Below are 20948 nucleotides of genomic sequence, written 5' to 3' on the forward strand. Positions count from 1 at the left end.
AATTAATAATTAGCTTCCCTGCCAGTAATTCCCTATTTTCCCCTGCGTGGCGAAATATTCATTATCTTGCTGTAATATTGCTACTTTTCTTATTCTTGACTGAATAGAGAAACGTATTTGATAAGCAGTGACTACCTGTGATTTCTGGCTTATCGTTACCCTTTAAAGCAATGATCAGGTTTGCCAAAACATCAGTTTCATCGACCGGCTTAATGATTGAATCGATAATTTCATCAACTGAGCGCTGATTACCTTCGGCCTCTGCTGCTTTACGTGCAATCAGTTCACCTCTCGCAATATAGCGGCGGAGCTTCGAATTCGTCTTACCTGTGCGCGGTAAGTAAGTGATCCTGTTCATTTGATTACCCTCATCAGTAAGTTTTGGTGGTGTTGTGATTGCTACGTTGCGGCCCTATCACAGTTGTGCCTCCCGCAGTCCTGATACAGTCTCATCTGTGAATGAGTTGACTGATTACTTTTAGGCTCAGTCACAACACCCCAAAACTCACTTCGAGTATTTCCCACAATGGCGGGAGCTTATTTGTTAAAGAGCGAAACTGCTTTGTATTACTGGTACTGCGTTGTTTCTTAGCACTTGCGAATCATCTACCTCTTCATGTGCCGGTAGCGGCTACTTCGTGGGCTTTCCTTGCCTGTTTGCTGTGTGCCTTTGATGTGATTAATAATACTTGCGGTATTAATTTAATGCAATACCTGCGGTATTTAAAAATGATGAAAAATTAGTATCATTATGATTTTAAAATGAATTTATTTTGAAAAAAATTTTCTAGGGATGAGGTTTTGGCTAGCTTGGTGGGGAGAGGGCGTAAAAAAGCCCTCATGGGAGGGCTAACTAAAATTTCATAATTGGCAGGTTAACAACTTTGTAGCCAGAAAGGTTCATTAAATTAGAAAGAAACGCTCTAATATATGGGTACGTTACTGAATCCACTGTATCTTTACCCAAAAAATCTTTTTCTTGCTCTATGGTAATTTCATTTTCGAACTGAATACTGAACCAGTAATCAAATTCGACATAAAAACCGGATTCAGTTGTCACTTTAACTGCGGCTTTTAAGGTTGCTCGACTTCTATCATCTTCATAAAATGAAAGAATATTTTTTAGATTGATATGATTTTTTTTTGGATTATCGGGATCACCTACTTCATCCAACTTTATGTGAGTGACCCTCATATTTACGATATTAAAATTCATAGCCTATCCATAATTAGAATGACAAGCACAATTTATGCTCTTTGCTTGAGTAGCTTATGACGCTGCCTTGTGCGTCAGGAAAAAACTTGAATCCGGCAAAGATAAAAGAAGATGTTGTATCGGCAATTCCAGCATCCACTAGCTCAGATATTAGCTCCTGCCTACTCATCGATTTCAGACGAGCGATAGCTTCTTGTGCTAGTTGCATTTGACTTTTCATATCACTTCTCCTCTTTGGGTAACAGTTAATGAGTTTTTATCAATAGACTGAGACGGCTCTCTTATGCTCACTATTGTACAATTTTGGATTCTTGAGTTATACACATTTTTTCTTGACCATAAGTCAAGTTTGATGTACTCGCTTCTAATGACGGCGTCACAACTTATTGATTTTGCTATATAATTGCATATTTCACAATCATTCCTGAGTGAGTTTCTGAAAGACTCCGTTTCTGGGATATTGTTCTGCTTCATTATGCTGATTATTTCATCTCTAAAATAATTAAACACCTTTTTCCCTTCCAAGGAATCTAAATCTAATGGATTGTTTATGCTGATATTAGCCCTTATTACAGAAAATTGAGTATATCTATAACATTTCTTTATTTTGTCGTATGATTGTAGTTTAGCCCAGCAGATTGCGTTATTCTCAGGCTCACTTATACCTTCAATAAAAAAATACGCGCCAGTTCCGAGCCATTCGTCATTTTTGGTGCTCGCTTTGAAGTTCCCGCTTAATATTGATGCCTCATTTTCTGCATCCGTACCGTGATATCCTATTAAGTTCATTGTGATCCATATGGTATAATTTCTAGCATATCTATATGATTCCTAAAGTTAAATGGCGCTGATCCATCCCCATCCCACAGGGAGCACTTTGGTTATTAAAAAAACTCCTTATGCTTTCTTTTTGCTTTTCTTCTGTGATAGTTCTTCTAGTAATTGATTGTAATACCGTTTTTTTTCTTCAAGAGTTTTTAAAAGTTCGTCAGCTTCGCTATCCGGGAGTTCATCAAACAATTCAAGAAGAATTTTTTGTCTCTTTGATAATTCTGTACATATCTCACTGACTTCACTTCCTTGTTGAGATTCTGTGTTATCGCCGAACATTAGTTCGGATGGAGAAACGCCGAGGGCTTTAGATAAAATAACCGCATCATCAGCGCTGACATTTCTAGTACCAGATTCATAGTTTCCTATTCTTGACTGAGAAGCCCAGCCACACTGTTCCGCGAGTGCCGCTTGACTCATTTTTCGTTGGTTTCTAAGGCGCTTAAGTCTTGCGCCGACACTTTCGTATGTTTTCATAGGCTCTTATTTAACACGCCTCGTGTTTTTTATCGCTCATCTCCATTCCTTTATTAAAAATATGACAAACGTAACAATTTCATGAGTTAATATTTGCACTTGTAATTTATATCATTAACCTGCTTTACTGCCCCTCTTCGCCAGCATTTCTGCGAAAATTGCATTAAAATGCGCTGCTTTTGCTTTTGTCTCGCGCAAGACGCGTTGTGCTTCATCTCTTGGTAGATTGTCAAAAGCTTTAAGCAATTCTTCTTGTTCGGGCGTTAAGTATCTTGCTGCTTTTGTTAACTCTTTTTTTTCATTATTGCCAACACATGTTGTTGACAATTCTGTGATTTCAGCAGCTAGAGATGGGCTAAAGTCACAAATAGAAACATTCAATATCTTTGCAAAAGTTGATGCCACTTTTGCATTAAGTGCATTCCTACCGTTCAAATAATGGCCCACTGCACCCTGGGATATATCCATTTCATCGGCAATAGTTTGTTGACTAAGATTTAATTTTTTTTTCTTAGATTCGAAGATTGATTTTAATCTCATGCAGTCTTCTAACTGCTCTTGAGTCAAAGGTTTTTTCTTGTTCATTCCTTAATTTTAATACCGTAGTTATTAAATTGAAAATACCGCAGGTATTGCATTTTTGTAATACCGCCAGTATTATTTGTTTTATGGGTTACAAGGAGAATTAAAAGTGAGAACAATCCCATTATCGGAATACGTGCTCGAAAAGGGACAAGCCAAGGCAGCAGATGAGATTGGTTGTCACCAAACAGCCGTAAGTAAAGCACTACGCACGGGTAGAAGTATTTTCGTTATTCAATTCCCAGATGGTCGAGTAAAGGCTGAAGAAATTAAGCCATTTCCAAACCAAGTAAGTAAATAAACAACCGCGCGAGCCGGTATAGCTCGCCCGCTCTTTAACAATCCGCCTCCCCGCCACTGTGGGGATTCCTCGCATAAGCGGGGAGCGTAGCCCACTGAGGGTTATTAACTTTATTTTATTTGGGAAAGTATGACGTATGGATATCGCACAAACACGCACTAAAGCTCAGGAGTATGAGGATGTGATCAGGAATGGGATTGCAGCGAAGGGCAACACGGAAGTTGCAAAGATGGTAGGAGTTCATCATTCACAGATAAGCCGCTGGATATCTGGCAACGATTGCATGTTGAACAAATTTTGCAAAGTACTGGAAGCTATTGATTTTGAGAACCCATCTCAAACAGTTGCGTTTCATGGAGAGGAAGCAAAAGAGGCAGCAAAAGCATTGTTGCAGATGCTTGAGCATATCAGAGAAAGCGCCCCGTCTGTTACAGCAGATGAGGCTAATCAAATATGAGTCAAGCGGGGGGGGGGGGGAACTCTCACTTTCCCCTATACCACTAATAGCGAGGCAATCATGACAGAGAAGCCAATTATTTTCAATGATGGTAATTGAATTCAAGAGAATAGATAAGGGGCTAAACAATGAGTATGAACTTAATGGCTCATGCAATGAGCGTAAAAGTGGGCAATCCGCTCCGAAAATTAATTTTACTAAAACTTGCAGATAATGCGAATGATCAGGGGGAGTGCTGGCCATCAATACCTTATATTGGCGAACAATGTGAAATGTCGGAGCGGTCTGTTCAGAATCACATTAAACAGCTTGTTAAAGATGGCTTTCTTTGGATTGAAGAAAGAAAGTCTGAGAACGGATTAAATAGGTCAAATGTCTATCACTTAACACTGAGTAACGGTGTAAAAAATAGTGGTGCAGGAGATGCACCCTATGGTGAATTTTCTGCACCATGTGGTGCAAATGCTGCACCGGTTAGTGGTGCAGGAGATGCACCCAGAACCAGTCACTCTTTAGAACCAGTCAAAGAACCTATTACCCCTATAGTCCCCAAAAATAAAAAATCAAAGTTTGATGCTCATCAGGTAGAAATCCCTGAATGGTTAGATCCGTCTATCTGGCATGAATGGGTTTCGTACAGACAGCAATCTGACAAGCAAATTAAAACCCAACTTACTGTTACAAAGGCATTTGATTTACTCAAAGAGTGTTTTGACGATGGGCATGATCCTGTTGATGTCATTAACACAAGCATAGCTAATGGGTGGCAGGGGTTATTCAAGCCCAAATATCCACCGCGCGCAAAGCAGAATCTGGATTTTAATAATACAGATTGGATAGAAGGGCTAACGATATGAGAAATCTTGCTGCTGTGGTACAGAATCGGGATAGCCGGGCTTTGCAGGCTATGGCCGGATCTCAAAAACCACAACAGGGAACACAAGTCACAAGACAAGCCGCAGAAATTTTCAATGAGTTATTTCGTCAGTTAAAAGGCGCTTTTCCGGCTTTGATGCTTGCCATCAAAACACAGGATGATTTTAACGAACTACGGCGGCAATGGGTTCTCGCTTTCGCTGAGAATGGCATCAGAACAGTTGAACAAGTCAATGCCGGAATGAAGATCGCAAGGCAGCAAGATACGCCATTTTTGCCGTCGCCGGGGCAGTTCGTCGCGTGGTGCAAACAGGGCGGTATCAAAAGTGCCGGGCTGCCGGATGAGTCGGAATTATACGATATGATCATGGATTACAGTGCTCGCCGGGGGCTATACAGCTCTCCTGAGAATTACCCATGGCAGTCAAACGCTTGCTACTGGATGGTGACAAGGCTGTATTCACAGATGCGCGGATTGAATTTAACTGAGTCTGAGTTACGTAAACGCTGTAGCACGGAGCTGATCGCTATGTCGCGCAGAGTGGAATCAGGGGAGCAGATACCCGCCCCAGTTAAGCAGATCCCTAAATTACACATTCCGAGCAGCAATGGGCGGGCATTAAATCATCTCGCAGAAATCAGACGGAAATTCAATTTAAATTCACACAAGAAGGATTCTTAATATGAACTGGATTAAATGCAGTGACAGATTGCCGGAATCGATAAAAACCGTGCTAATTGTAATATCAGGTCGAGTTTATTGCGGGTATTTATCAATGGACGAAGAAAATGGATTTTATATACCATCGGGGGATATATATATGGATTTAAATGCAGTCGGTCACTGGATGGAATTACCACAGCCACCAGAGGATTTAACATGACGAATAAATTATTGCCGTGCCCATTTTGTGGTGGTGATGCTATTCAGGTATGGAATAAGAGAATAAATAATGGGGGCTAAATGGAAGCTGATTTTTGTTTTCACGAATCGAATAAATCCCAAGCATGGGAAATATTAAAAGAGACCCTTCAAACGAAACAGCCGCATCGCATTATTATTAAGCCGTGGAAAAATAAACGCTCATTATCTCAGAATGCAACAGCACATTTGTGGTTTGGTGAGATAAGTCGTTATCTATGTGCCAATGGAGCAATATATTCATCAGAAGAAGTTAAAGAAATGCTGAAGCATACATTTCTTGGCTATGAAGTGGTTGATCGCATGGATTTCAGTACTCAGGAAGTAGAACACGTCAGGACGCTCCGTCACACATCCGGGCTAGATACTGGCGAGATGTTCTATTTCATGAACAAGGTTGAGCAATGGGCGGCTGGTATTGGTTGTTTCGTGACAATACCAGATAACAGCGAATATATGAAACTCGAGAGGGAGCAGGATGGCTAAACAAATATCTGAGCATCAAAATAAATTAATTGGCGAACTCTACGAAGATAACCGCTGGCTGCGCAAGCAATTATTGATAACAAGACAGAGTCTGGCTAGTGCTAGTTCACGTTTTGATGCAGCTCAACATGAATTGAGTTTGCGTAATTTCGATATCAGTTGCATACCACCAATTCCTATATCGCCACAAATTAGAGCATGGATGTCTGAATATGGAATGCCATGGGAGGGGCTTTTTTGCCCGATTTGCAGGAGCTGGTTTTTTGATTTAGATAGTGCATTCCCACATCATCTTGAGGGATGCAGGTGTAAATGTGGGGAGAATAATATGTGAATAGAACATCACAGACTCAACGAGTCATCAATAATCTAATCTATAAAGTCCCATCTAATAAAAAATCAAAGCCAGTTCCCACGGAATCAGAAGTTGAAACATTTGACTATGTTTATCAGCTATTGAAATCAAAGTGGGATAGACGGAGAAATAGAAATGAGAAATAAATACAGTGAATTGTCAGATTTCGAAATTAATAAATTAGTACTGATTCAGCAATACAAAGAAAGCTTTGCAGAAATTATTAATATTCGACAGCGTAATCATGTGTTCGATTATTGCAATGATTGCGCTGATGCAATGCCAATTGTTATTAAGAATAAAATAAGTTTAGTCTATGTAAATGATTTTTGGTCAGCGCGTCAGTATCATAATGCTTGCATTGAAGTTAACGATAAGAATCCGCTGAGAGCAGCAATGATTGTATTTTTGATGATGAGTGAGGGGCAGGAGAAATGAAACTAGAAAAAGGCAAGATTTACGATATTGAGGGCGATTATTACATGCAGCATAATAGAGCTGAATATCACTCAACCCGATATCGGGATTCCGATAGAGAGCCGCTTCATGACATGATATTCAGAAGTATCGACGGAGATTTGGGTGTCGGTCTATTTACCACGCCTGAAATTATAGGATTATCTGAAACTCAAGAAATCTAGGAGCTGGAATAATGAAAAAACCGGCAAGGAGAAAGTGTAAAATATGCTGCGAGTGGTTTATGCCGAAATATCAAAATGTATGGTGGTGTAGTCCAAATTGTGGCACTGAATTAGCAATCAGAAAAAGAAATAGGGACAGAGAGAAAGCAGAGCAGGCACTTAAAAAGAAACAGCAACAAGAATTAGCAGAGAAGAAAGATAAACTTAAAGCCCGTCGATTAGCAGTCAAGCCACTTTCATATTTCAAAAGTCAGGCGCAACAAGCGTTTAATGCATTTATCAGAGAAAGAGATAAGTGCCAGCCGTGTATCAGTTGTGGTCGATTTCATGATGGGCAATATCAGGCAGGGCATTATCTAACAATTAAGGCTCATCCGGAGCTGAGATTTGATGAAGATAATGTTCATAAACAATGTGCTCCGTGCAATAACCATTTGTCAGGAAATATCATTAACTATAAACCTTGTCTGATTGAGAAAATTGGGCAAGAGCGATTCGACAGATTGATGTCTCATCATGCTTTGCCGAAATTGAAACGTGATGATTACGAGCAGATCCGCGATTACTACAAAGAGAAGCTCAGGAGCTTAAGCAATGACAATCTTCACTGATATTGAGTCAGCAATAGAAGAAGCCCGGTTTAGGCATGGAGTGACAAGGAAAAGTTTTATTGTTCTGCAATGTGAACATGCTCGATTGAGAGTTATTCAGGATCGAAGAGTCAGGGGCAAAAAACACTCAGTCATGTTTTCAACTAAATATGACAAATGTCATTCAGTTCTCAGGGGGTGGGATGATGGAAATAAGAAATTATGAACTCACTAAAGAGCAGCACGACTGGATTGATAGCTGGTTAAGTTTATGGGGGACGTGGGTCTATAGCGGTCGTATTGATAAGTGCAAGATGAACATGATTTATAAATTCATGGTGAGCGTAGAACCCCGTAAAAATCAAGATAGGCTGGTATGTAATGATGATGATGGAATGTTGATTTCTCAGGTCGTCGATTCCGTTATGTTCATTGATCAGAAAGCTTACGGTATTTTACTGAGTTACTACGCTCATGGAGCCTCAAAACTGTCAATCGCATCTTACTATCACAAGGTCGCAAATCCCCGCAAAATGATGACTCGCTCAGGGGGGCGACTTAAGAAGCCATCACATAGAACATGCAGGAGAGAAGTTGACGAAATTCTTAGCGCCAGTGTTTACATGTTGTACCAGCCTCTGAAAAATGCATTTAAAATACGTAAACGTGTATCTAAAGTTAAAAAAATTGCATAAAACGTGTTGACACCAATGACCAAATGGACAACAATTATAGGGTAAGATTGCCGTAAGTGTATCTTATGTGTCTTAACCGAATCCCAAGCCTCGTTTCCCGCGGGGTTTTTTCATATATAGGGCTACGCATTGCGTGGCCTTTTTTGTATCTGGAGATTTATCATGAGCGATAACCAACCGTACTTCTACAATCCGAATATGTCTTCTGAATATTTGGAGGATTGGTTAGATAAGCAAAGATTGCATGTCACTTACTTCAACAAACTGAAACAAGAAAGAGCCGCATTAGAACAACGGCTCTCAGAGATTGATGTGATTTTAGACAACTTTAAACATGAGTTTGAAGGTAAATTGAGTTTTCCTTGGGAACCCAGTCCTCATCTAACATATCATCAGAACGGAAAGAAATAGCCTTAGGTAGGTTAATTGCATCAATGACGCGTTGGGCTTCCTCAGGAAGGTTATCAAGGTGCATTTCATCTTGGATCACAAGCAGACTATCCTCTAAGGAAAGTGCCCTAATTTCCGAAGGTTTCCATTTCGTTTTCAGGAATATCAGATGATGCAATGCTTTCTCACCCTCTAGTGGCTCAAAGATAGTGCCATGTTGCTGACGGTGTTTGTGGAGGATCGCCTCTAATATGAAGATTTGCGCGGCCCGATTTTTCAAACAACAAATTTGATGATCACTACTATAAACATCAAAATAATTAGGGTCGACATCATGGTTGTTGCAAACCCTAGCCTTAATGGCGTGCCACAAATTGTAAAATTTTGCCAAAATAATTCTCCTGTGTATTTGTAGGAATTAAGAGAGTACCACGCGCCGGGCGTGAAATACCCGGCAACACTTCAAGGGCTGCGATCTGACGCGGCCTTTTTCTTTTCACACCCGTTCAGCGGGGTTAATCCCCAGCGGGGGTGGAATATGAAGCTCATGGACAAGCAACCAGACATCTGGATGCAGCTATGGTTATGGTTGCTATCAGTCAAAGAACAAGGTTTAGGTGCGGGACTGGCCGGCTTAATGGCTTATCTCCGGGGTCGATATAACGGCGGTAAGTTCTGGAAGACAGTTATTGATGCAATGATGTGTGCACTTATCGCATGGTTTATTCGTGACTTGCTCGTCTTTTTAAATCTGAGCACGGATCTGGCTTACATCGGCAGTGTCATTATTGGTTATTTGGGAACTGATTTTTTCGGTCAACTCATGCGCGGGACTTTACGTAATAAAGCGGGGGTATCAGATGCAAATCAGTGATAAAGGCTTAAAAGCGCTCAAGAGATATGAGGGTTGTAGTCTGACTGCGTACCGTTGCCCAGCTAACGTTTGGACAATCGGCTACGGTCACACAAGGGGAGTAAAACCCGGTGATGCAATTACTGATGAGCAAGCTACTCAGTTCTTACTTGAAGACTTAGCCCCGGTTTACATCACTATCGAGACGAATGTTAAAGTGCCGCTGACGCAGGGCCAGTTTGATGCACTGTGTTCATTTATCTTCAATTGTGGCGCTAGTGCTTTCGTTCGTTCTACGTTGCTTAAGAAACTCAACGCTGGTGACTACCGCGGAGCGGCGGATGAGCTTATGAGATGGAACATGGCTGGTGGGCGTGTATTGCCGGGTCTTAATGCACGACGGGCATCAGAAAGATCGATGTTTTTATCATGAGCCTCCGAAAAGGGTAGAAATATGAGTGATACATTATTTGCTGTGATATGTGCATTGATCAGCTGGTCATGGTTTTTGTTGTTGGTATTACTGCTATGAAATTCAACGCTCACTACTACACGATACTCGCATTGATCCTTATTTCTTTGACAGCGTATTACTATCACGCTGAGTTACAGAGAGAGCAACGTGTCACAAAGCAGCAGCAAGAAGACATTCAGCAACTCACAGACACTATCAACTATCAGAACTCTCACATCACGATGCTAAACGAGCTTGATGTTAAACATACCAAGGAGCTTGCCAATGCCAAATCTGAAATTGATGCTCTGCGTGGTGATGTTGCCGCTGGTCGTAAGCGGTTGCGTATCGCGGCAACCTGTAATCAAAGCGAAACCGGTTCCTCTGGCAGCATGGGCCATGCAGGAACCCCACGATTTAACCCGGCAACTGAACAAGATTATTTCGATCTCCGAAGAATGATTGTTGAGAATGAGAAGCAAACTAAATACTTGCAGGACTACATCAAAACTCAGTGTCAGTAACAGCCCCAGTTAATCGGGGCTTTTTTATATCCGTATTTTGCGCACCACATTGCGCCACTAATCACACCGAACCTGATCCATTTGAAATGAGCTCTTGAGGATACCGGCTATGGCTGGCGAGCCTCGGTGGGCTGGTTTCCTAATGTGGCAAGGGTTCATTTCAAATAGCAGGTATACGCAAATGAACACATTAACTTTCAAAAATCACACTATTGTTCCTTTCGATAACGGCGATGGGAAAATCTGGTTTACCGGCAAACAAATGACCAAGCTACTGGAATACGAAGATGATAAATCAGTCAACAAGCTATACAAGAGAAATAAAGATGAGTTCTCGGAAGACATGACTACGACTGTGAATCTGCCCATTGATGCCGAGGAGGCCAATTTGACCCCCACGGAAAAATCAAAGGGTTACAGTAATCTTCGTAAGAAAGTTAGGATTTTTTCTGTTCGGGGAGCGCATTTATTAGGGATGCTTGCTGATACAGAAGTCGCTAAACAACTTCGTCGCTGGCTATTGGATTTAGCAGACAAGGAGAATCAGACAGATCTCTCTTTGATGGACATGGAAAGCTTAAAGTCACTGACACTTAGTGAAATGCAAAATCGGCTGGTGGCCGCTGATAAGTGGTCTTATAGCAACTTTGGTAGACCGGGTAGTGAAATGATGAATCTTCGTAAGCGTCATCTAAAGAAACTCCGCAAGGCCAAGCAAGTTATTCTGGAATTATCGCAGCTTACTTTGCCCGGCTTTGATGACTTCCCGGACGGAGAACCGCAGGCATGAACCACGAGCAATTCATAGCTAATAATGTACAAGCTGAGTTAGTTAAGCTCGGCTATTCAGATTCAATCTCAGGCATGGCAAGTGACAAAGCAGTCGATCACTATCGCCGCAGTTCTTCAGCAAGCAGAAAGGGCAAGATGTATGACGACTGTCTGCATATAGCGAAAGCATGGGCGAGTAAATACAGCTCAGTCAAGCCGTTCCTAAAGTGAGGACCTCGGAGAAATCAATAACTTAAATCAACAATAGACATATCTCTACGGTTGCCAACTAATGAAGACTAGCAACTCATTCAGAGCATTCTGCTAACAGAGTGCTCAACAGTAGTGATTCAATCCGACACGGTATTTAAAATGCCGGGGATTTATCAAGCCGGGAAGCAGGAAATTCTGATTACAACCGTTTCCGATTTGGAAATGTCAGTGAGGGCTGATATGCATATTAATGGCATGGGTGAGTTATCTGTAACGATATACAGCGCTTACTTTCATAAAAATGGTTTTTTCATACACACCGATGAACAGGAGGACTTTTGGGTTCTCCTGTCAAAAGAAATTGGCTATGGGCGATTTACAAAATTAAGAGATGATGATGAGTTCTCTAAGACTGGAGCACTGATGAAATTAGTTGAAATGCGGCAGGACCTTGAGCCAGGCCAAGGTCGATTAGCTTTGTCATCAAATGTTTTATTCCGTCTGCGGGAAGGGTTCGAAGTTGCTTCAAAAAGGATTCTTTATCCTGTTTTTGGAGAGCAGACGACTCTATAAATTGGGCTATTTTTTCTATTGTATCGTCATGAAATTTCACTACCGTTACATTCAAAATAGCGCCTAAGCCACCATCATCGCTGAGAAAGTCGATTCCTTTAGATGTTATTTTTATCGAGTTTGGGTTTACTAATTCCTTGCTTACTCTGCCAGTAATTAGCCCATGACCTATTAGATATTCAAGGTTGGCAATTAATATATTTTCACTTGAAAATTTATCTATAAAATTTCGGTACTCATAAACATCAAACCCGCCGTATTCAGGGTCGGCTAGTAACTCAAGTAATTCACGTTGAATTTCTCTTGGGTAATTATCCATATTGATATTTCTCACTTTTGTAGGGGTGAGTTAATTCTAGATGATTTCTCGTTGTAGGGGTACAACAGAACCATATCAGGCGAGGTGGTTAAAAGCGGGCTCATATTGCAGTCGCTATTTCAATAGTGGCTCGATAGGATTTGTTATTAATATTATAGTTTAATTAATTGATTATTATTAATTTTACTTATTATTTTTGTTGAAAAAACGATCTCTTTGTGGTTATTTTATATCTCCTTTTATTAATTATTGTAAGGAGAAGACAATTGATAACATCTAAAAATTGGAAAAATAGGAATGGCACATCTAATTTAAGTTGCGGTTGTGGATCATGGATGGAGCACTGGATGGGTCAGACTGAGAAGTCTTGGCCTTCAGAATGTTCCGTGTCTGGTTGTAGTAATAAAGCGGAAGTTGGAGCACATATTCAAAACGAAAGTGTGCAAGGCGTGCGCATAGTGCCAATGTGTAAGCCATGTAACAACAAATCGGGATTTTTTAATTTAAAAGGTGGGATTCTTCTCGCTTTGTCGAACGTATCTCAATCCTGTGGTAGGCGTTAGATTGTATTGATATCTTTATTAAAGGTCGCTTCGGCGGCCTTTTTACTTTGAGGAAATGAAATGGCTGGACTAAAAGAACTGTCTAATAAATTGACTCAAATAAAGAAACAAGTTCCGTTTGCTACCGCACAGGCTTTAACAAAAGTTGCCCGGCAGATTGAACAAGCTGAGAAAAAAGCGATTGAGCGTAAGCTGGATAATCCGACACCATTTACTGTTAAGTCTGTGGGTTCTGTGGGTGCGAGCAAGAATAATCTGAAAGCCAAAGTCTTTGTTCGTGATATTGCTGCGAGCTACTTAACGCCACTTGAAGTCGGCGGGGTACATAAACTTAATAGCAGCGCGTTATTAAATCCGAAGAACATTAAATTAAACAAGTATGGCAACTTACCCCGCAATAAACTCCAGCAACTGAAAGCCAAGCCGGATGTCTTTATCGGAGAAGTAACAACCAGCGAACATAATAGTGTCAATGGAGTATGGCAACGTAAGAAAGCCAGAAAGGGCAAGAAGGGCAAAAAGCGGTTAAAGCGTTCCCCCAACGGTACTCGCAGAGAGAGGAAAAAACAAAGACCACCGAAATTGTTAATTCGGTTCGGTGATGCTTTACCTGTTACCCCGATTCTCGGTTATCAGGAACGCGCACGAAAGATGGCTGATGCATTGATGCCACAAGCCATGAGTCAGGCATTAGATGAAGCTATTAAAACAGCCAAATAACCAGGGTGATTTGATATGTACGAGTTAAATGTAAAAGTTACTCTACCAACCCAACAAGATGCTCAAAGAGTTGTCGATGAAGTGAGGGAAGAGTTATGCAAATGCCAAGTTACTCACGAGCTGGGAGGGGTAATGTGTAATGAGGTTTACAGGCGAATCAGGAGCATTGTGCAGGTTGAAGTAAGTAAAGATCCTATAACACAATCAGAGACAGTCATCAGTTAATGCAATCTATTCTCATTTAATTTGAACGGGTCCCTCCTAAGTAATTGATATTACACGGGCATTGCGCGCTGCGATGTTTCACTAGTTATAATTCTTTGAAATTTAGGTAACATTGACAAATGAATCAGTCAGAATTCGCAAAATTGCACGGCGTCAGCCGTAAGACCGTCACACAGTGGAAAGCACGCGGCTGGCTGGTTCTGGACGGTGATGACATCGATGTAGATGCGTCAAACGCTAACGTCGAGCGATATCGCAAATCTGTTACCCGGACTGACAATAAAATCGAAGGTAACAAACAGAGTAACAAGTCAGGTAACAGATCCCAAGGTAACAAATCTGACAGCGGACGCACTGAGTCAGCGACAAAAATTGTTGAGCGGATGATCGCAGAAAATGGCGCAACGATGACATTCGACGAAGCCCGGACGTTAAAAGAAAACTTTCTCGCGTTGCTTACTCAACTTGAATATGAAATTAAATCCGGTCAGGTACTGCCGTATAAAGACATGATCGAGGCTGTTGGACAAGAGTACTCAAGAATGCGCACTCGTCTGATTGCTATTGCTCCTGAACACGGACCTCGCTTACGTGTCTTGGCCTCTACCACTAATGATACGGAATTTGTTCAAGCGTTACAGGAAGTGGTTTACGAGGCAATGGAGGAATTAAGCCTTGATAATAAACAACGAGGAGAAAGTTAACGCTTCCGCCTGGCAAAATTTCACACAAGAATTATATAAGCGCCGCCCTGATATCCGACCTCCCGAACCGCTTTCATTAAGTGCATGGGCCAATAAATACGCTGTACTATCAAAAGAAACTAGTGCTCAAACAGGGCGATTCCGGTCATTTGCATATCAAGATGGCATCATGGATGCCATAACAGACCCGGCTGTTACTTATGTCTCTGTCATGAAATCGGCGCGTGTCGGCTATACAAAAATTCTCGATCACGTAGTGGGCTATTATCTGGCACATGATCCCTCTCCGATACTCGTTGTCCAGCCGCGTGTTGAGGATGCGGAAGACTACAGTAAAACGGAAATAGCACCGATGCTGCGTGACACACCGGTACTGGCTGAAATCTCTGGTGACCCCAAAGCAAAGAATAGCAATCAGACTATCCTGAAAAAGACATTTTTGAACGGCTCCAACTTAACACTGGTAGGGGCCAACAGTCCGGGCGGGTTTCGTCGTATCACATGTCGGATCATCTTGTTTGATGAAGTAGACGGGTACCCATCTGGCGGGGCTGGGGTTGAAGGTGATCAGATAGCACTAGGTACAAAGCGTTCTGAAACGTTCTGGAACCGCAAAATCGTATTGGGTTCAACCCCGACAGTAAAAGGCACTAGCCGTATTGAAAAATCATTTGGCGATAGTGACCAGCGTTATTATTACGTTCCTTGCCCACACTGCAATGAATATCAAGTTCTTGAATGGGGCGGCCCAGACACCCCCTACGGGATCAAGTGGGACAAAGACGAGAACGGTAATGGTTTACCGGACACGGCTTACTATGTTTGTCGTCACAACGGCTGTGTGATCCATCACAACGAAAAAGCCAGAATGGTGAAGCGCGGAGAGTGGCAGGCAACGAAGCCGTTTAAAGGTCATGCCGGATTTCATATCTGGGCTGGATACAGTTTGTTTCCGAACGCCGCGTGGAAATACTTAGTTGCAGAATGGTTACGGGTAAAAAATGACCCGTTAATGCGCCAGACATTTATTAACCTTGTTTTAGGTGAACCCTATGAAGATCGGGGTGAGAAAGCACTCAGTGAGAAACGGTTATTAGAACGTTGTGAAGTCTTTTCGGCAGAAGTCCCTGATGGCGTGGCTGTGTTGACTGCGGGTATTGATACGCAAGATGACAGATTCGAAATTGAAATTGTCGGGTGGGGTCGCAATGAAGAAAGCTGGTCAATTGCTTATGATGTGATAGAAGGTGATCTTGAAACTGATGAACCGTGGAAACGTTTGGATGCTTATTTGAAGCAAGTTTGGCGGCGAGCTGACGGGCGCGGTTTTACTATCATGGCGGCGTGTATGGACTCTGGCGGACACCATACCCAACAAGTCTATGAGTTCTCTAAGGCTAGAATTGGTCGCCGGATATGGGCTATAAAGGGAGAATCGGCACGGGGCGGCAAGCGCTCCCCAGTCTGGCCGACAAAAAAACCTACACCGCGCACCAAGTCGAGTTTCAAGCCCATTATTCTTGGTGTTAATGCGGCAAAAGATACTATCCGTGGCCGGTTACATATCGATCCCCCGCTGCCCGGTGAGGCGTCAGCCAGTTATATGCACTTTCCGGCAGACAGGGACCTGAATTATTTCAGCCAACTGTTAGCTGAACGCTCTGTATTAAAAGAGTCTGGCGGGCAACGTTTCCGAGTCTGGGAACAATTACCGGGCCGTGCAAACGAAGCGCTGGACTGTAGAGTTTATGCGTATGCGGCGTTATGTGGACTGCTACACATGGGGCTGAAACTGAATGCGTTAGTCACAAGCATCACAGAAAATCCGGGCCGATTATTGCCAGCGCCCGCAGAGCCGGAAGAAAAAATCAGCCTGCAATATCCCGGAGTCATTATTCAAGAGCCGGAAAAGCAGAAACGAAAACGTATGTCTCAACTTTTGCCGTCTTAGGTATCATATATGAAACTTAATGTTCCCGATAAAAATCAAAAGCCTGTCTGTACTGATGATATAGACAGGCTAGTTTTACCATTAAACAAAATTGTGATTGATATAGCTTTATTTAAACAGCTTGTTAAGTTTGCTCTCAACGCTCCTGATCTTTGCTGTCATCTTGCTACTGTCGATATTAATCCGACTACCGCAGCGACAAATGAAATAACGATGACTCTTGAGCCATCTGATTTTCTTTTTCGTCTTGATGCCGCACTCAGGACATGCGGGTAATTCTATTTCGTGATCATCAAATATTGACATATTGCCCCCCTTTTTAAATAAGCGGTTCATATTTACCACTAATTATAGTGGCCCCTGAAATACGGACAGCCATTTTCCTGATAAGGATCACTATGTTTAATCCAAAAACGAGCTTGCTTGCTGGTGCAATGACGCGCGAGCAACTTCAAGACGCATTGACGAAAGCACAACAGGCATATATTGACTTAGCATCCGGGCAACGCGGCGTTTCGTTTTCATACACGCAGGGTGATGGCACACGCTCAGTGTCCTATCAGCAATCAGGCATTGCCGATCTGATGGCACTAATTCAGCTCTTGCAAGCCCAGTTAGGTATCGTAGCAAGGCCGCGCAGGCCGGTAAGGTTTAGGTTCTGATGAATACAGTAAGAATTTTAGGCCCGGACGGTCAACCGCTGCCACCTTCCCGGCCTAAGATGTCTATGTTGGTTGGTGGCAGTCGGGTACCGTACGACGCGGCGGATTCATCCAGCGATCAGCTGGCGAACTGGCAACCGGCGCTGTGGTCACCCGATAACGAAATCAATATTTATCGTGACCGGATTGTTTCGCGTGTCCGTGATCTGGCAAGAAATGACGGCTGGGCTAGTGGTGCGATAACACGTGTTCTCGATAATGCTATCGGGGCTAATTTCCGGCCAATCATTAAGCCTGATTACAGAATGTTGGCGCTGGTGACCGGTAATAAAGCGTTTGATGCAACATGGGCTGATGAATACGGAAAGGTTGTTGAAGCGCACTGGCGCTCATGGGCTTATGATCCGGGGCGTTATTGTGACGTTGAGCGCAAGCAGACAGTTTCACAGATGTTGCGTCTGGCATTCAGGCATAAATTGTTAGACGGTGATGCGCTCGCCGTTTTACAGTACCGCGCAGACAGGTTAGGACCGGGGCGCGGGCGGTATGCAACTACGGTACAAATCGTTGATCCCGACAGATTAAGCAACCCACAACAAAATTTTGATATGCCACATATAAGAGGTGGTGTTGAAATAGACGATGACGGCGCACCTGTTTTTTATCACATTCGAGAGGCTCATATCGGAGACTGGTGGAGTGGTGCAAAAACGATGACATGGGAGCGTGTGCCGCGTGAAACACCATGGGGTAGGCCACATGTCGTCCACGACTTTGATCATGAACGCGGAGCACAGCACCGGGGCAATGGCATTCTAACGCCAGTTGTTCAGCGTTTGAAAATGCTGATTAAGTATGATCAGTCAGAACTTGAAGCGGCAATACTCAATGCGATATTCGCCGCTTATATTGAATCCCCGTATGATCCTGCATTAGTTGAATCGGCCTTGGGTGAAAGTGAAGATGAGAATCTGGGCGCATATCAACAGGGACGCGTCGAGTTTCACAATGACCGCCGCTTATCATTACAAAACGGGGCGCGGCTCCCAATCCTGTACCCCGGCGAGCGTATCAATACCGTGAATGCAGCACGGCCACATAGCAACTTTGAAGGCTTCGAAAGTGCGGCATTGCGTAATATTGCGGCAGCAACCGGGTTATCTACTCAGCAAGTGACGCAAGACTGGTCTGATGTGAACTACAGTTCGTCACGTTCAGCCATGTTAGAATCCGGCAAGACGCTAACACGTCGTCGTGCGGATTTCGCTATTGGCTTTGCTCAACCCATTCTGACCGCATTTATTGAAGAAATTCACGACACAGAAGATTTACCGTTGCCAACCGGTGCACCAGACTTTCTTGAAGCACGAGCCGCCTATTGCCGTGCGCAGTGGATGGGGCCGGGCCGGGGTTGGGTAGATCCTGTCGCGGAGAAGAAGGGGGCAATTCTTGGGATGGATGCTGGTTTATCTACGTTAGAAATGGAAGCGGCTGAAAACGCCGGTGAAGACTGGGAAGAGATGCTCGATCAGCGTAAGCGTGAACTCGATGCATTTAAAGAACGCGGACTAACTCCGCCCAGCTGGGCCCAGCTTGATACTCCCGCTGATAAAACTATTCAAGATCCCAAGGTGGAGTAATGAATTTACCACATTTAGCACAACGGCTATTTAACACCCCATTAGCGCTACATCCGCGCAAAGCCGAAGTCGTAATGGCTGCGCTGACTGACCGGTTCGGCATCACGCGAATTAACGCTATGTCGGATTGGGACGATGACGGTGGTTTTTCACGTCCTAAAAACGATGCCGGTTATGACGTTGTGGAAGGGATTGCAGTGATACCGATTCAAGGAACGCTAGTGCAAAAACTCGGTTGTTTGCGTCCATACAGTGGTATGACGGGATACGACGGTATCAGACAATCTTTTCTTACCGCGCTGTATGATCCCGAAGTTAATGGTATCTGTCTGGATATTGATTCACCCGGTGGGGAAGTGGCGGGATGCTTTGATCTGGTAGACGAGATTTATTCAGCGAGAGGAACAAAGCCCATTCATGCCATTTTATCCGAAGCCGCTTATTCCGCTGCTTATGCGTTAGCCAGTGCCGCAGACAAAATCTATGTCCCGCGCACCGGAGGTGTGGGTTCAGTCGGCGTAATTGTCATTCACTGCGACTGGTCGCAGCGTATTAAAGAGGATGGTTTGCAAGTGACAATAATTACTTATGGGGACCGTAAAGCAGAAAGCAACCCGTACGTTCCGCTAACTGAACAGGCCCGCGACGCAATACAGGATGACGTAGACGCGATGGGAAAACTGTTCGTGAGTACGGTTGCCCGCAATCGGGGCATTTCTGAAAAAACTATTCGCGATACTCAGGCAGCCTGTTTTTTAGCCGCTGAGGGTGTCAGTCTGGGATTAGCAGACGAGGTTATCACTCCCGATGCTGCATTCCGAAAATTACTGAGAGAATCAGGAGTTTAATACATGTCTAAGTTGAGTTTCGCCCATTTATTGGGTATCAAAAAATCAGCGTCAGAAGATGATGATGACAAAGAAAAAAGCAAAAAAGCGAAATCGCGTCGTGCCGAAGAAGAGGACCGCGACGAAGAAGACGCCGAAGATGAAGATGACGATACCAAGGCTGATGAGGATGACAAAGATGATCCTGATGCCGAGGAAGATGACGACAAAGATAAGGATAAATCATCTAAAAAAGGGAAAAAGGCTAAATCCCGTCGCGCTGATGATGACGATGATGATGCGGACGCCGAAGAGAATGACGATAAAGAAGAAGGTCGCCGAGCCGAACGTAAGCGATGCGCTGCTATTTTCGGCAGTAAACATGCTGCGGGCAGACCGGACATGGCCGCGCATTTAGCGTTCAATACTCGCATGTCAGCACGTGAAGCGATCAGCACCTTAGCATTAACGGGATCAGCAACAGCCCCGCGTCGCGCTTCGTTAGATGAGCGTATGCAACAGGCACAACAAGTCAGGTTAGGGCCTGATGCCCGACAACCCGCTAGCGGCTCTGTTGAGGCTATTGTTGCTAATGCAACCAGTCTCTATAATTCTGTAAAAGGTAAAAAATAATGGAACAAATCGGACAAAACCCATTTGCGCCGGGCATGACATCAACAATGTTTGTTCCCGATCAGCTAGTCTCCGGTCCTTTGCAACTAGTGACTGACACAGTGACAATTGCAAAAGTGGGATTATTGAAACGAGGAACGGTTTTAGGGCTTATCACTGAATTAAAAGAGTATGTGTTGAGTGTTAAAACAGGCACAGACGGCAGAGAGAAACCCGTCGCTATTCTCGCTGATGATGTTGATACAACAACAGAATCAAAGACTTGCGGTGTTTATCTGATGGGTGAATTTAACCAACACAGACTCATTTTTGATGCAAGCTGGACACTTGAAGATCTGAAAACTGCGTTACGTCCTTCTGCTATTTTCATACGCGATAGTATTCAGGCTCCGATAGCCTAATCTCATTACCCCATTATTGCATTTAATGCCATTCACCCGGCAGGAATGCGCTCGTTTTAAATTCAGGCTGGCAGCCCAGGCTGCCAGTCATTGCAT

General features: G+C 43.3%; 34 protein-coding genes. 26 read left to right on the top strand and 8 right to left on the bottom strand.

Features of this window, described 5'->3' with window-relative positions:
* Positions 1–61: 61 nt before the first annotated feature.
* The 6 genes from C5471_RS18240 to C5471_RS25380 form a co-directional block, all read right to left on the bottom strand.
* Complete coding sequence (locus C5471_RS18240; protein WP_207627394.1) at positions 62–358, bottom strand: transcriptional antitermination N peptide; 297 nt, start codon at positions 356–358, stop codon at positions 62–64.
* 495 nt (positions 359–853) lie between these two features.
* The gene (locus tag C5471_RS18245; protein WP_133812559.1) at positions 854–1216 is read right to left on the bottom strand and encodes a protein-export chaperone SecB; all 363 of its coding nucleotides are present in this window, start codon (positions 1214–1216) and stop codon (positions 854–856) included.
* 13 nt (positions 1217–1229) lie between these two features.
* Entirely contained in the window at positions 1230–1436 is a 207-nt protein-coding gene (locus C5471_RS18250) for a hypothetical protein (protein WP_133812560.1), read from the bottom strand.
* A complete protein-coding gene (locus C5471_RS18255) occupies positions 1433–2005 on the bottom strand; it encodes a hypothetical protein (protein ID WP_133812561.1) in 573 nt (190 codons plus the stop codon). Before C5471_RS18255 ends, C5471_RS18250 begins: the two co-directional genes overlap by 4 nt.
* 108 nt (positions 2006–2113) lie before the next feature.
* Complete coding sequence (locus C5471_RS18260) at positions 2114–2524, bottom strand: helix-turn-helix domain-containing protein (RefSeq protein ID WP_133812562.1); 411 nt, start codon at positions 2522–2524, stop codon at positions 2114–2116.
* Positions 2525–2638: 114 nt separating this feature from the next.
* The gene (locus C5471_RS25380; protein ID WP_133812563.1) at positions 2639–3109 is read right to left on the bottom strand and encodes a helix-turn-helix domain-containing protein; all 471 of its coding nucleotides are present in this window, start codon (positions 3107–3109) and stop codon (positions 2639–2641) included.
* A 106-nt stretch (positions 3110–3215) separates the two neighbouring features.
* On the opposite strand from C5471_RS25380, the gene C5471_RS18270 reads away from it, so the two are divergent.
* From C5471_RS18270 to C5471_RS18325, 12 genes are all read left to right on the top strand, one after another.
* Complete coding sequence (locus C5471_RS18270; RefSeq protein ID WP_040154730.1) at positions 3216–3407, top strand: Cro/CI family transcriptional regulator; 192 nt, start codon at positions 3216–3218, stop codon at positions 3405–3407.
* Between the two features lie 136 nt (positions 3408–3543).
* Positions 3544–3864, top strand: coding sequence for a CII family transcriptional regulator (locus C5471_RS18275; protein ID WP_133812564.1), 321 nt, complete (start codon positions 3544–3546; stop codon positions 3862–3864).
* Positions 3865–3992: 128 nt separating this feature from the next.
* Complete coding sequence (locus tag C5471_RS18280; RefSeq protein WP_133812565.1) at positions 3993–4721, top strand: helix-turn-helix domain-containing protein; 729 nt, start codon at positions 3993–3995, stop codon at positions 4719–4721.
* The gene (locus tag C5471_RS18285) at positions 4718–5422 is read left to right on the top strand and encodes a replication protein P (protein WP_166296234.1); all 705 of its coding nucleotides are present in this window, start codon (positions 4718–4720) and stop codon (positions 5420–5422) included. Before C5471_RS18280 ends, C5471_RS18285 begins: the two co-directional genes overlap by 4 nt.
* 1 nt (position 5423) lies before the next feature.
* A complete protein-coding gene (locus C5471_RS18290; RefSeq protein WP_133812567.1) occupies positions 5424–5624 on the top strand; it encodes a DUF551 domain-containing protein in 201 nt (66 codons plus the stop codon).
* Positions 5625–5704: 80 nt separating this feature from the next.
* Positions 5705–6148, top strand: coding sequence for a YbcN family protein (locus C5471_RS18295; RefSeq protein ID WP_133812568.1), 444 nt, complete (start codon positions 5705–5707; stop codon positions 6146–6148).
* Positions 6141–6482, top strand: coding sequence for a hypothetical protein (locus tag C5471_RS18300; RefSeq protein ID WP_133812569.1), 342 nt, complete (start codon positions 6141–6143; stop codon positions 6480–6482). Before C5471_RS18295 ends, C5471_RS18300 begins: the two co-directional genes overlap by 8 nt.
* Positions 6479–6649 (top strand): NinE family protein, encoded by a 171-nt coding sequence (locus C5471_RS24900; RefSeq protein ID WP_133812570.1) that lies wholly within the window; start codon positions 6479–6481, stop codon positions 6647–6649. Before C5471_RS18300 ends, C5471_RS24900 begins: the two co-directional genes overlap by 4 nt.
* Positions 6639–6941, top strand: a complete 303-nt coding sequence (locus C5471_RS18310; RefSeq protein WP_133812571.1) for a DUF2591 domain-containing protein — start codon at positions 6639–6641, stop codon at positions 6939–6941. The genes C5471_RS24900 and C5471_RS18310 overlap by 11 nt, the downstream gene beginning before the upstream one ends.
* Positions 6938–7144 (top strand): hypothetical protein, encoded by a 207-nt coding sequence (locus tag C5471_RS18315; RefSeq protein ID WP_133812572.1) that lies wholly within the window; start codon positions 6938–6940, stop codon positions 7142–7144. Before C5471_RS18310 ends, C5471_RS18315 begins: the two co-directional genes overlap by 4 nt.
* 11 nt (positions 7145–7155) lie before the next feature.
* Positions 7156–7755 (top strand): recombination protein NinG, encoded by a 600-nt coding sequence (locus tag C5471_RS18320; RefSeq protein WP_133812573.1) that lies wholly within the window; start codon positions 7156–7158, stop codon positions 7753–7755.
* A 185-nt stretch (positions 7756–7940) separates the two neighbouring features.
* The gene (locus tag C5471_RS18325) at positions 7941–8429 is read left to right on the top strand and encodes an antiterminator Q family protein (RefSeq protein WP_133814171.1); all 489 of its coding nucleotides are present in this window, start codon (positions 7941–7943) and stop codon (positions 8427–8429) included.
* Between the two features lie 328 nt (positions 8430–8757).
* Here C5471_RS18325 and C5471_RS18330 read toward each other — a convergent pair whose 3' ends face one another.
* A complete protein-coding gene (locus C5471_RS18330) occupies positions 8758–9210 on the bottom strand; it encodes an ECs1072 family phage-associated protein (RefSeq protein WP_166296237.1) in 453 nt (150 codons plus the stop codon).
* 147 nt (positions 9211–9357) lie between these two features.
* On the opposite strand from C5471_RS18330, the gene C5471_RS18335 reads away from it, so the two are divergent.
* The 5 genes from C5471_RS18335 to C5471_RS18355 all read left to right on the top strand — a co-directional run bounded on the left by C5471_RS18335 (position 9358) and on the right by C5471_RS18355 (position 11652).
* The gene (locus tag C5471_RS18335; RefSeq protein WP_133812574.1) at positions 9358–9693 is read left to right on the top strand and encodes a phage holin, lambda family; all 336 of its coding nucleotides are present in this window, start codon (positions 9358–9360) and stop codon (positions 9691–9693) included.
* Positions 9680–10105 (top strand): lysozyme, encoded by a 426-nt coding sequence (locus tag C5471_RS18340; protein WP_133812575.1) that lies wholly within the window; start codon positions 9680–9682, stop codon positions 10103–10105. Before C5471_RS18335 ends, C5471_RS18340 begins: the two co-directional genes overlap by 14 nt.
* A gap of 95 nt (positions 10106–10200) precedes the next feature.
* Positions 10201–10650, top strand: coding sequence for a lysis protein (locus C5471_RS18345; protein WP_133812576.1), 450 nt, complete (start codon positions 10201–10203; stop codon positions 10648–10650).
* Positions 10651–10831: 181 nt separating this feature from the next.
* Entirely contained in the window at positions 10832–11440 is a 609-nt protein-coding gene (locus C5471_RS18350; RefSeq protein ID WP_242688769.1) for a BRO family protein, read from the top strand.
* Positions 11437–11652: a hypothetical protein gene (locus tag C5471_RS18355; protein ID WP_133812578.1), complete on the top strand. Its 216-nt coding sequence runs from the start codon at positions 11437–11439 to the stop codon at positions 11650–11652. Before C5471_RS18350 ends, C5471_RS18355 begins: the two co-directional genes overlap by 4 nt.
* 388 nt (positions 11653–12040) lie before the next feature.
* Here C5471_RS18355 and C5471_RS18360 read toward each other — a convergent pair whose 3' ends face one another.
* Entirely contained in the window at positions 12041–12526 is a 486-nt protein-coding gene (locus tag C5471_RS18360; RefSeq protein ID WP_046396267.1) for a hypothetical protein, read from the bottom strand.
* Between the two features lie 623 nt (positions 12527–13149).
* Between C5471_RS18360 and C5471_RS18365 the strand changes: the two genes are divergently transcribed.
* The 9 genes from C5471_RS18365 (at position 13150) to C5471_RS18405 (ending at position 20852) form a co-directional block, all read left to right on the top strand.
* Positions 13150–13809, top strand: a complete 660-nt coding sequence (locus C5471_RS18365; RefSeq protein WP_133812579.1) for a hypothetical protein — start codon at positions 13150–13152, stop codon at positions 13807–13809.
* A 344-nt stretch (positions 13810–14153) separates the two neighbouring features.
* Positions 14154–14738, top strand: coding sequence for an RNA polymerase subunit sigma-70 (locus C5471_RS18370; protein ID WP_133812580.1), 585 nt, complete (start codon positions 14154–14156; stop codon positions 14736–14738).
* Entirely contained in the window at positions 14710–16689 is a 1980-nt protein-coding gene (locus C5471_RS18375) for a phage terminase large subunit family protein (RefSeq protein WP_133812581.1), read from the top strand. The genes C5471_RS18370 and C5471_RS18375 overlap by 29 nt, the downstream gene beginning before the upstream one ends.
* 9 nt (positions 16690–16698) lie before the next feature.
* Complete coding sequence (locus C5471_RS18380; protein ID WP_133812582.1) at positions 16699–16965, top strand: hypothetical protein; 267 nt, start codon at positions 16699–16701, stop codon at positions 16963–16965.
* 122 nt (positions 16966–17087) lie between these two features.
* Complete coding sequence (gene gpW / locus C5471_RS18385; protein ID WP_133812583.1) at positions 17088–17351, top strand: gpW family head-tail joining protein; 264 nt, start codon at positions 17088–17090, stop codon at positions 17349–17351.
* The gene (locus C5471_RS18390; RefSeq protein WP_133812584.1) at positions 17351–18991 is read left to right on the top strand and encodes a phage portal protein; all 1641 of its coding nucleotides are present in this window, start codon (positions 17351–17353) and stop codon (positions 18989–18991) included. Before gpW ends, C5471_RS18390 begins: the two co-directional genes overlap by 1 nt.
* Entirely contained in the window at positions 18991–19839 is an 849-nt protein-coding gene (locus C5471_RS18395; RefSeq protein WP_133812585.1) for a S49 family peptidase, read from the top strand. Before C5471_RS18390 ends, C5471_RS18395 begins: the two co-directional genes overlap by 1 nt.
* 3 nt (positions 19840–19842) lie before the next feature.
* Positions 19843–20451, top strand: a complete 609-nt coding sequence (locus tag C5471_RS18400; protein ID WP_166296240.1) for a hypothetical protein — start codon at positions 19843–19845, stop codon at positions 20449–20451.
* Positions 20451–20852 (top strand): head decoration protein, encoded by a 402-nt coding sequence (locus tag C5471_RS18405; RefSeq protein ID WP_133812587.1) that lies wholly within the window; start codon positions 20451–20453, stop codon positions 20850–20852. The genes C5471_RS18400 and C5471_RS18405 overlap by 1 nt, the downstream gene beginning before the upstream one ends.
* Positions 20853–20948 lie beyond the last annotated feature (96 nt).

This window comes from Photorhabdus tasmaniensis (genome assembly GCF_011189505.1).
Taxonomy (GTDB): domain Bacteria; phylum Pseudomonadota; class Gammaproteobacteria; order Enterobacterales; family Enterobacteriaceae; genus Photorhabdus; species Photorhabdus tasmaniensis.

Excerpts from the sequence above, each read along its gene's own strand:
- C5471_RS18240 (WP_207627394.1), bottom strand. The coding sequence starts at position 358 with ATGAACAGGATCACTTACTTACCGCGCACAGGTAAGACGAATTCGAAG.
- C5471_RS18245 (WP_133812559.1), bottom strand. The coding sequence starts at position 1,216 with ATGAATTTTAATATCGTAAATATGAGGGTCACTCACATAAAGTTGGAT.
- C5471_RS18250 (WP_133812560.1), bottom strand. The coding sequence starts at position 1,436 with ATGAAAAGTCAAATGCAACTAGCACAAGAAGCTATCGCTCGTCTGAAA.
- C5471_RS18255 (WP_133812561.1), bottom strand. The coding sequence starts at position 2,005 with ATGAACTTAATAGGATATCACGGTACGGATGCAGAAAATGAGGCATCA.
- C5471_RS18260 (WP_133812562.1), bottom strand. The coding sequence starts at position 2,524 with ATGAAAACATACGAAAGTGTCGGCGCAAGACTTAAGCGCCTTAGAAAC.
- C5471_RS25380 (WP_133812563.1), bottom strand. The coding sequence starts at position 3,109 with ATGAACAAGAAAAAACCTTTGACTCAAGAGCAGTTAGAAGACTGCATG.
- C5471_RS18275 (WP_133812564.1), top strand. The coding sequence starts at position 3,544 with ATGGATATCGCACAAACACGCACTAAAGCTCAGGAGTATGAGGATGTG.
- C5471_RS18280 (WP_133812565.1), top strand. The coding sequence starts at position 3,993 with ATGAGTATGAACTTAATGGCTCATGCAATGAGCGTAAAAGTGGGCAAT.
- C5471_RS18285 (WP_166296234.1), top strand. The coding sequence starts at position 4,718 with ATGAGAAATCTTGCTGCTGTGGTACAGAATCGGGATAGCCGGGCTTTG.
- C5471_RS18290 (WP_133812567.1), top strand. The coding sequence starts at position 5,424 with ATGAACTGGATTAAATGCAGTGACAGATTGCCGGAATCGATAAAAACC.
- C5471_RS18295 (WP_133812568.1), top strand. The coding sequence starts at position 5,705 with ATGGAAGCTGATTTTTGTTTTCACGAATCGAATAAATCCCAAGCATGG.
- C5471_RS18300 (WP_133812569.1), top strand. The coding sequence starts at position 6,141 with ATGGCTAAACAAATATCTGAGCATCAAAATAAATTAATTGGCGAACTC.
- C5471_RS18310 (WP_133812571.1), top strand. The coding sequence starts at position 6,639 with ATGAGAAATAAATACAGTGAATTGTCAGATTTCGAAATTAATAAATTA.
- C5471_RS18315 (WP_133812572.1), top strand. The coding sequence starts at position 6,938 with ATGAAACTAGAAAAAGGCAAGATTTACGATATTGAGGGCGATTATTAC.
- C5471_RS18320 (WP_133812573.1), top strand. The coding sequence starts at position 7,156 with ATGAAAAAACCGGCAAGGAGAAAGTGTAAAATATGCTGCGAGTGGTTT.
- C5471_RS18325 (WP_133814171.1), top strand. The coding sequence starts at position 7,941 with ATGGAAATAAGAAATTATGAACTCACTAAAGAGCAGCACGACTGGATT.
- C5471_RS18335 (WP_133812574.1), top strand. The coding sequence starts at position 9,358 with ATGAAGCTCATGGACAAGCAACCAGACATCTGGATGCAGCTATGGTTA.
- C5471_RS18340 (WP_133812575.1), top strand. The coding sequence starts at position 9,680 with ATGCAAATCAGTGATAAAGGCTTAAAAGCGCTCAAGAGATATGAGGGT.
- C5471_RS18345 (WP_133812576.1), top strand. The coding sequence starts at position 10,201 with ATGAAATTCAACGCTCACTACTACACGATACTCGCATTGATCCTTATT.
- C5471_RS18350 (WP_242688769.1), top strand. The coding sequence starts at position 10,832 with ATGAACACATTAACTTTCAAAAATCACACTATTGTTCCTTTCGATAAC.
- C5471_RS18355 (WP_133812578.1), top strand. The coding sequence starts at position 11,437 with ATGAACCACGAGCAATTCATAGCTAATAATGTACAAGCTGAGTTAGTT.
- C5471_RS18360 (WP_046396267.1), bottom strand. The coding sequence starts at position 12,526 with ATGGATAATTACCCAAGAGAAATTCAACGTGAATTACTTGAGTTACTA.
- C5471_RS18365 (WP_133812579.1), top strand. The coding sequence starts at position 13,150 with ATGGCTGGACTAAAAGAACTGTCTAATAAATTGACTCAAATAAAGAAA.
- C5471_RS18370 (WP_133812580.1), top strand. The coding sequence starts at position 14,154 with ATGAATCAGTCAGAATTCGCAAAATTGCACGGCGTCAGCCGTAAGACC.
- C5471_RS18380 (WP_133812582.1), top strand. The coding sequence starts at position 16,699 with ATGAAACTTAATGTTCCCGATAAAAATCAAAAGCCTGTCTGTACTGAT.
- gpW (WP_133812583.1), top strand. The coding sequence starts at position 17,088 with ATGTTTAATCCAAAAACGAGCTTGCTTGCTGGTGCAATGACGCGCGAG.
- C5471_RS18390 (WP_133812584.1), top strand. The coding sequence starts at position 17,351 with ATGAATACAGTAAGAATTTTAGGCCCGGACGGTCAACCGCTGCCACCT.
- C5471_RS18395 (WP_133812585.1), top strand. The coding sequence starts at position 18,991 with ATGAATTTACCACATTTAGCACAACGGCTATTTAACACCCCATTAGCG.
- C5471_RS18400 (WP_166296240.1), top strand. The coding sequence starts at position 19,843 with ATGTCTAAGTTGAGTTTCGCCCATTTATTGGGTATCAAAAAATCAGCG.
- C5471_RS18405 (WP_133812587.1), top strand. The coding sequence starts at position 20,451 with ATGGAACAAATCGGACAAAACCCATTTGCGCCGGGCATGACATCAACA.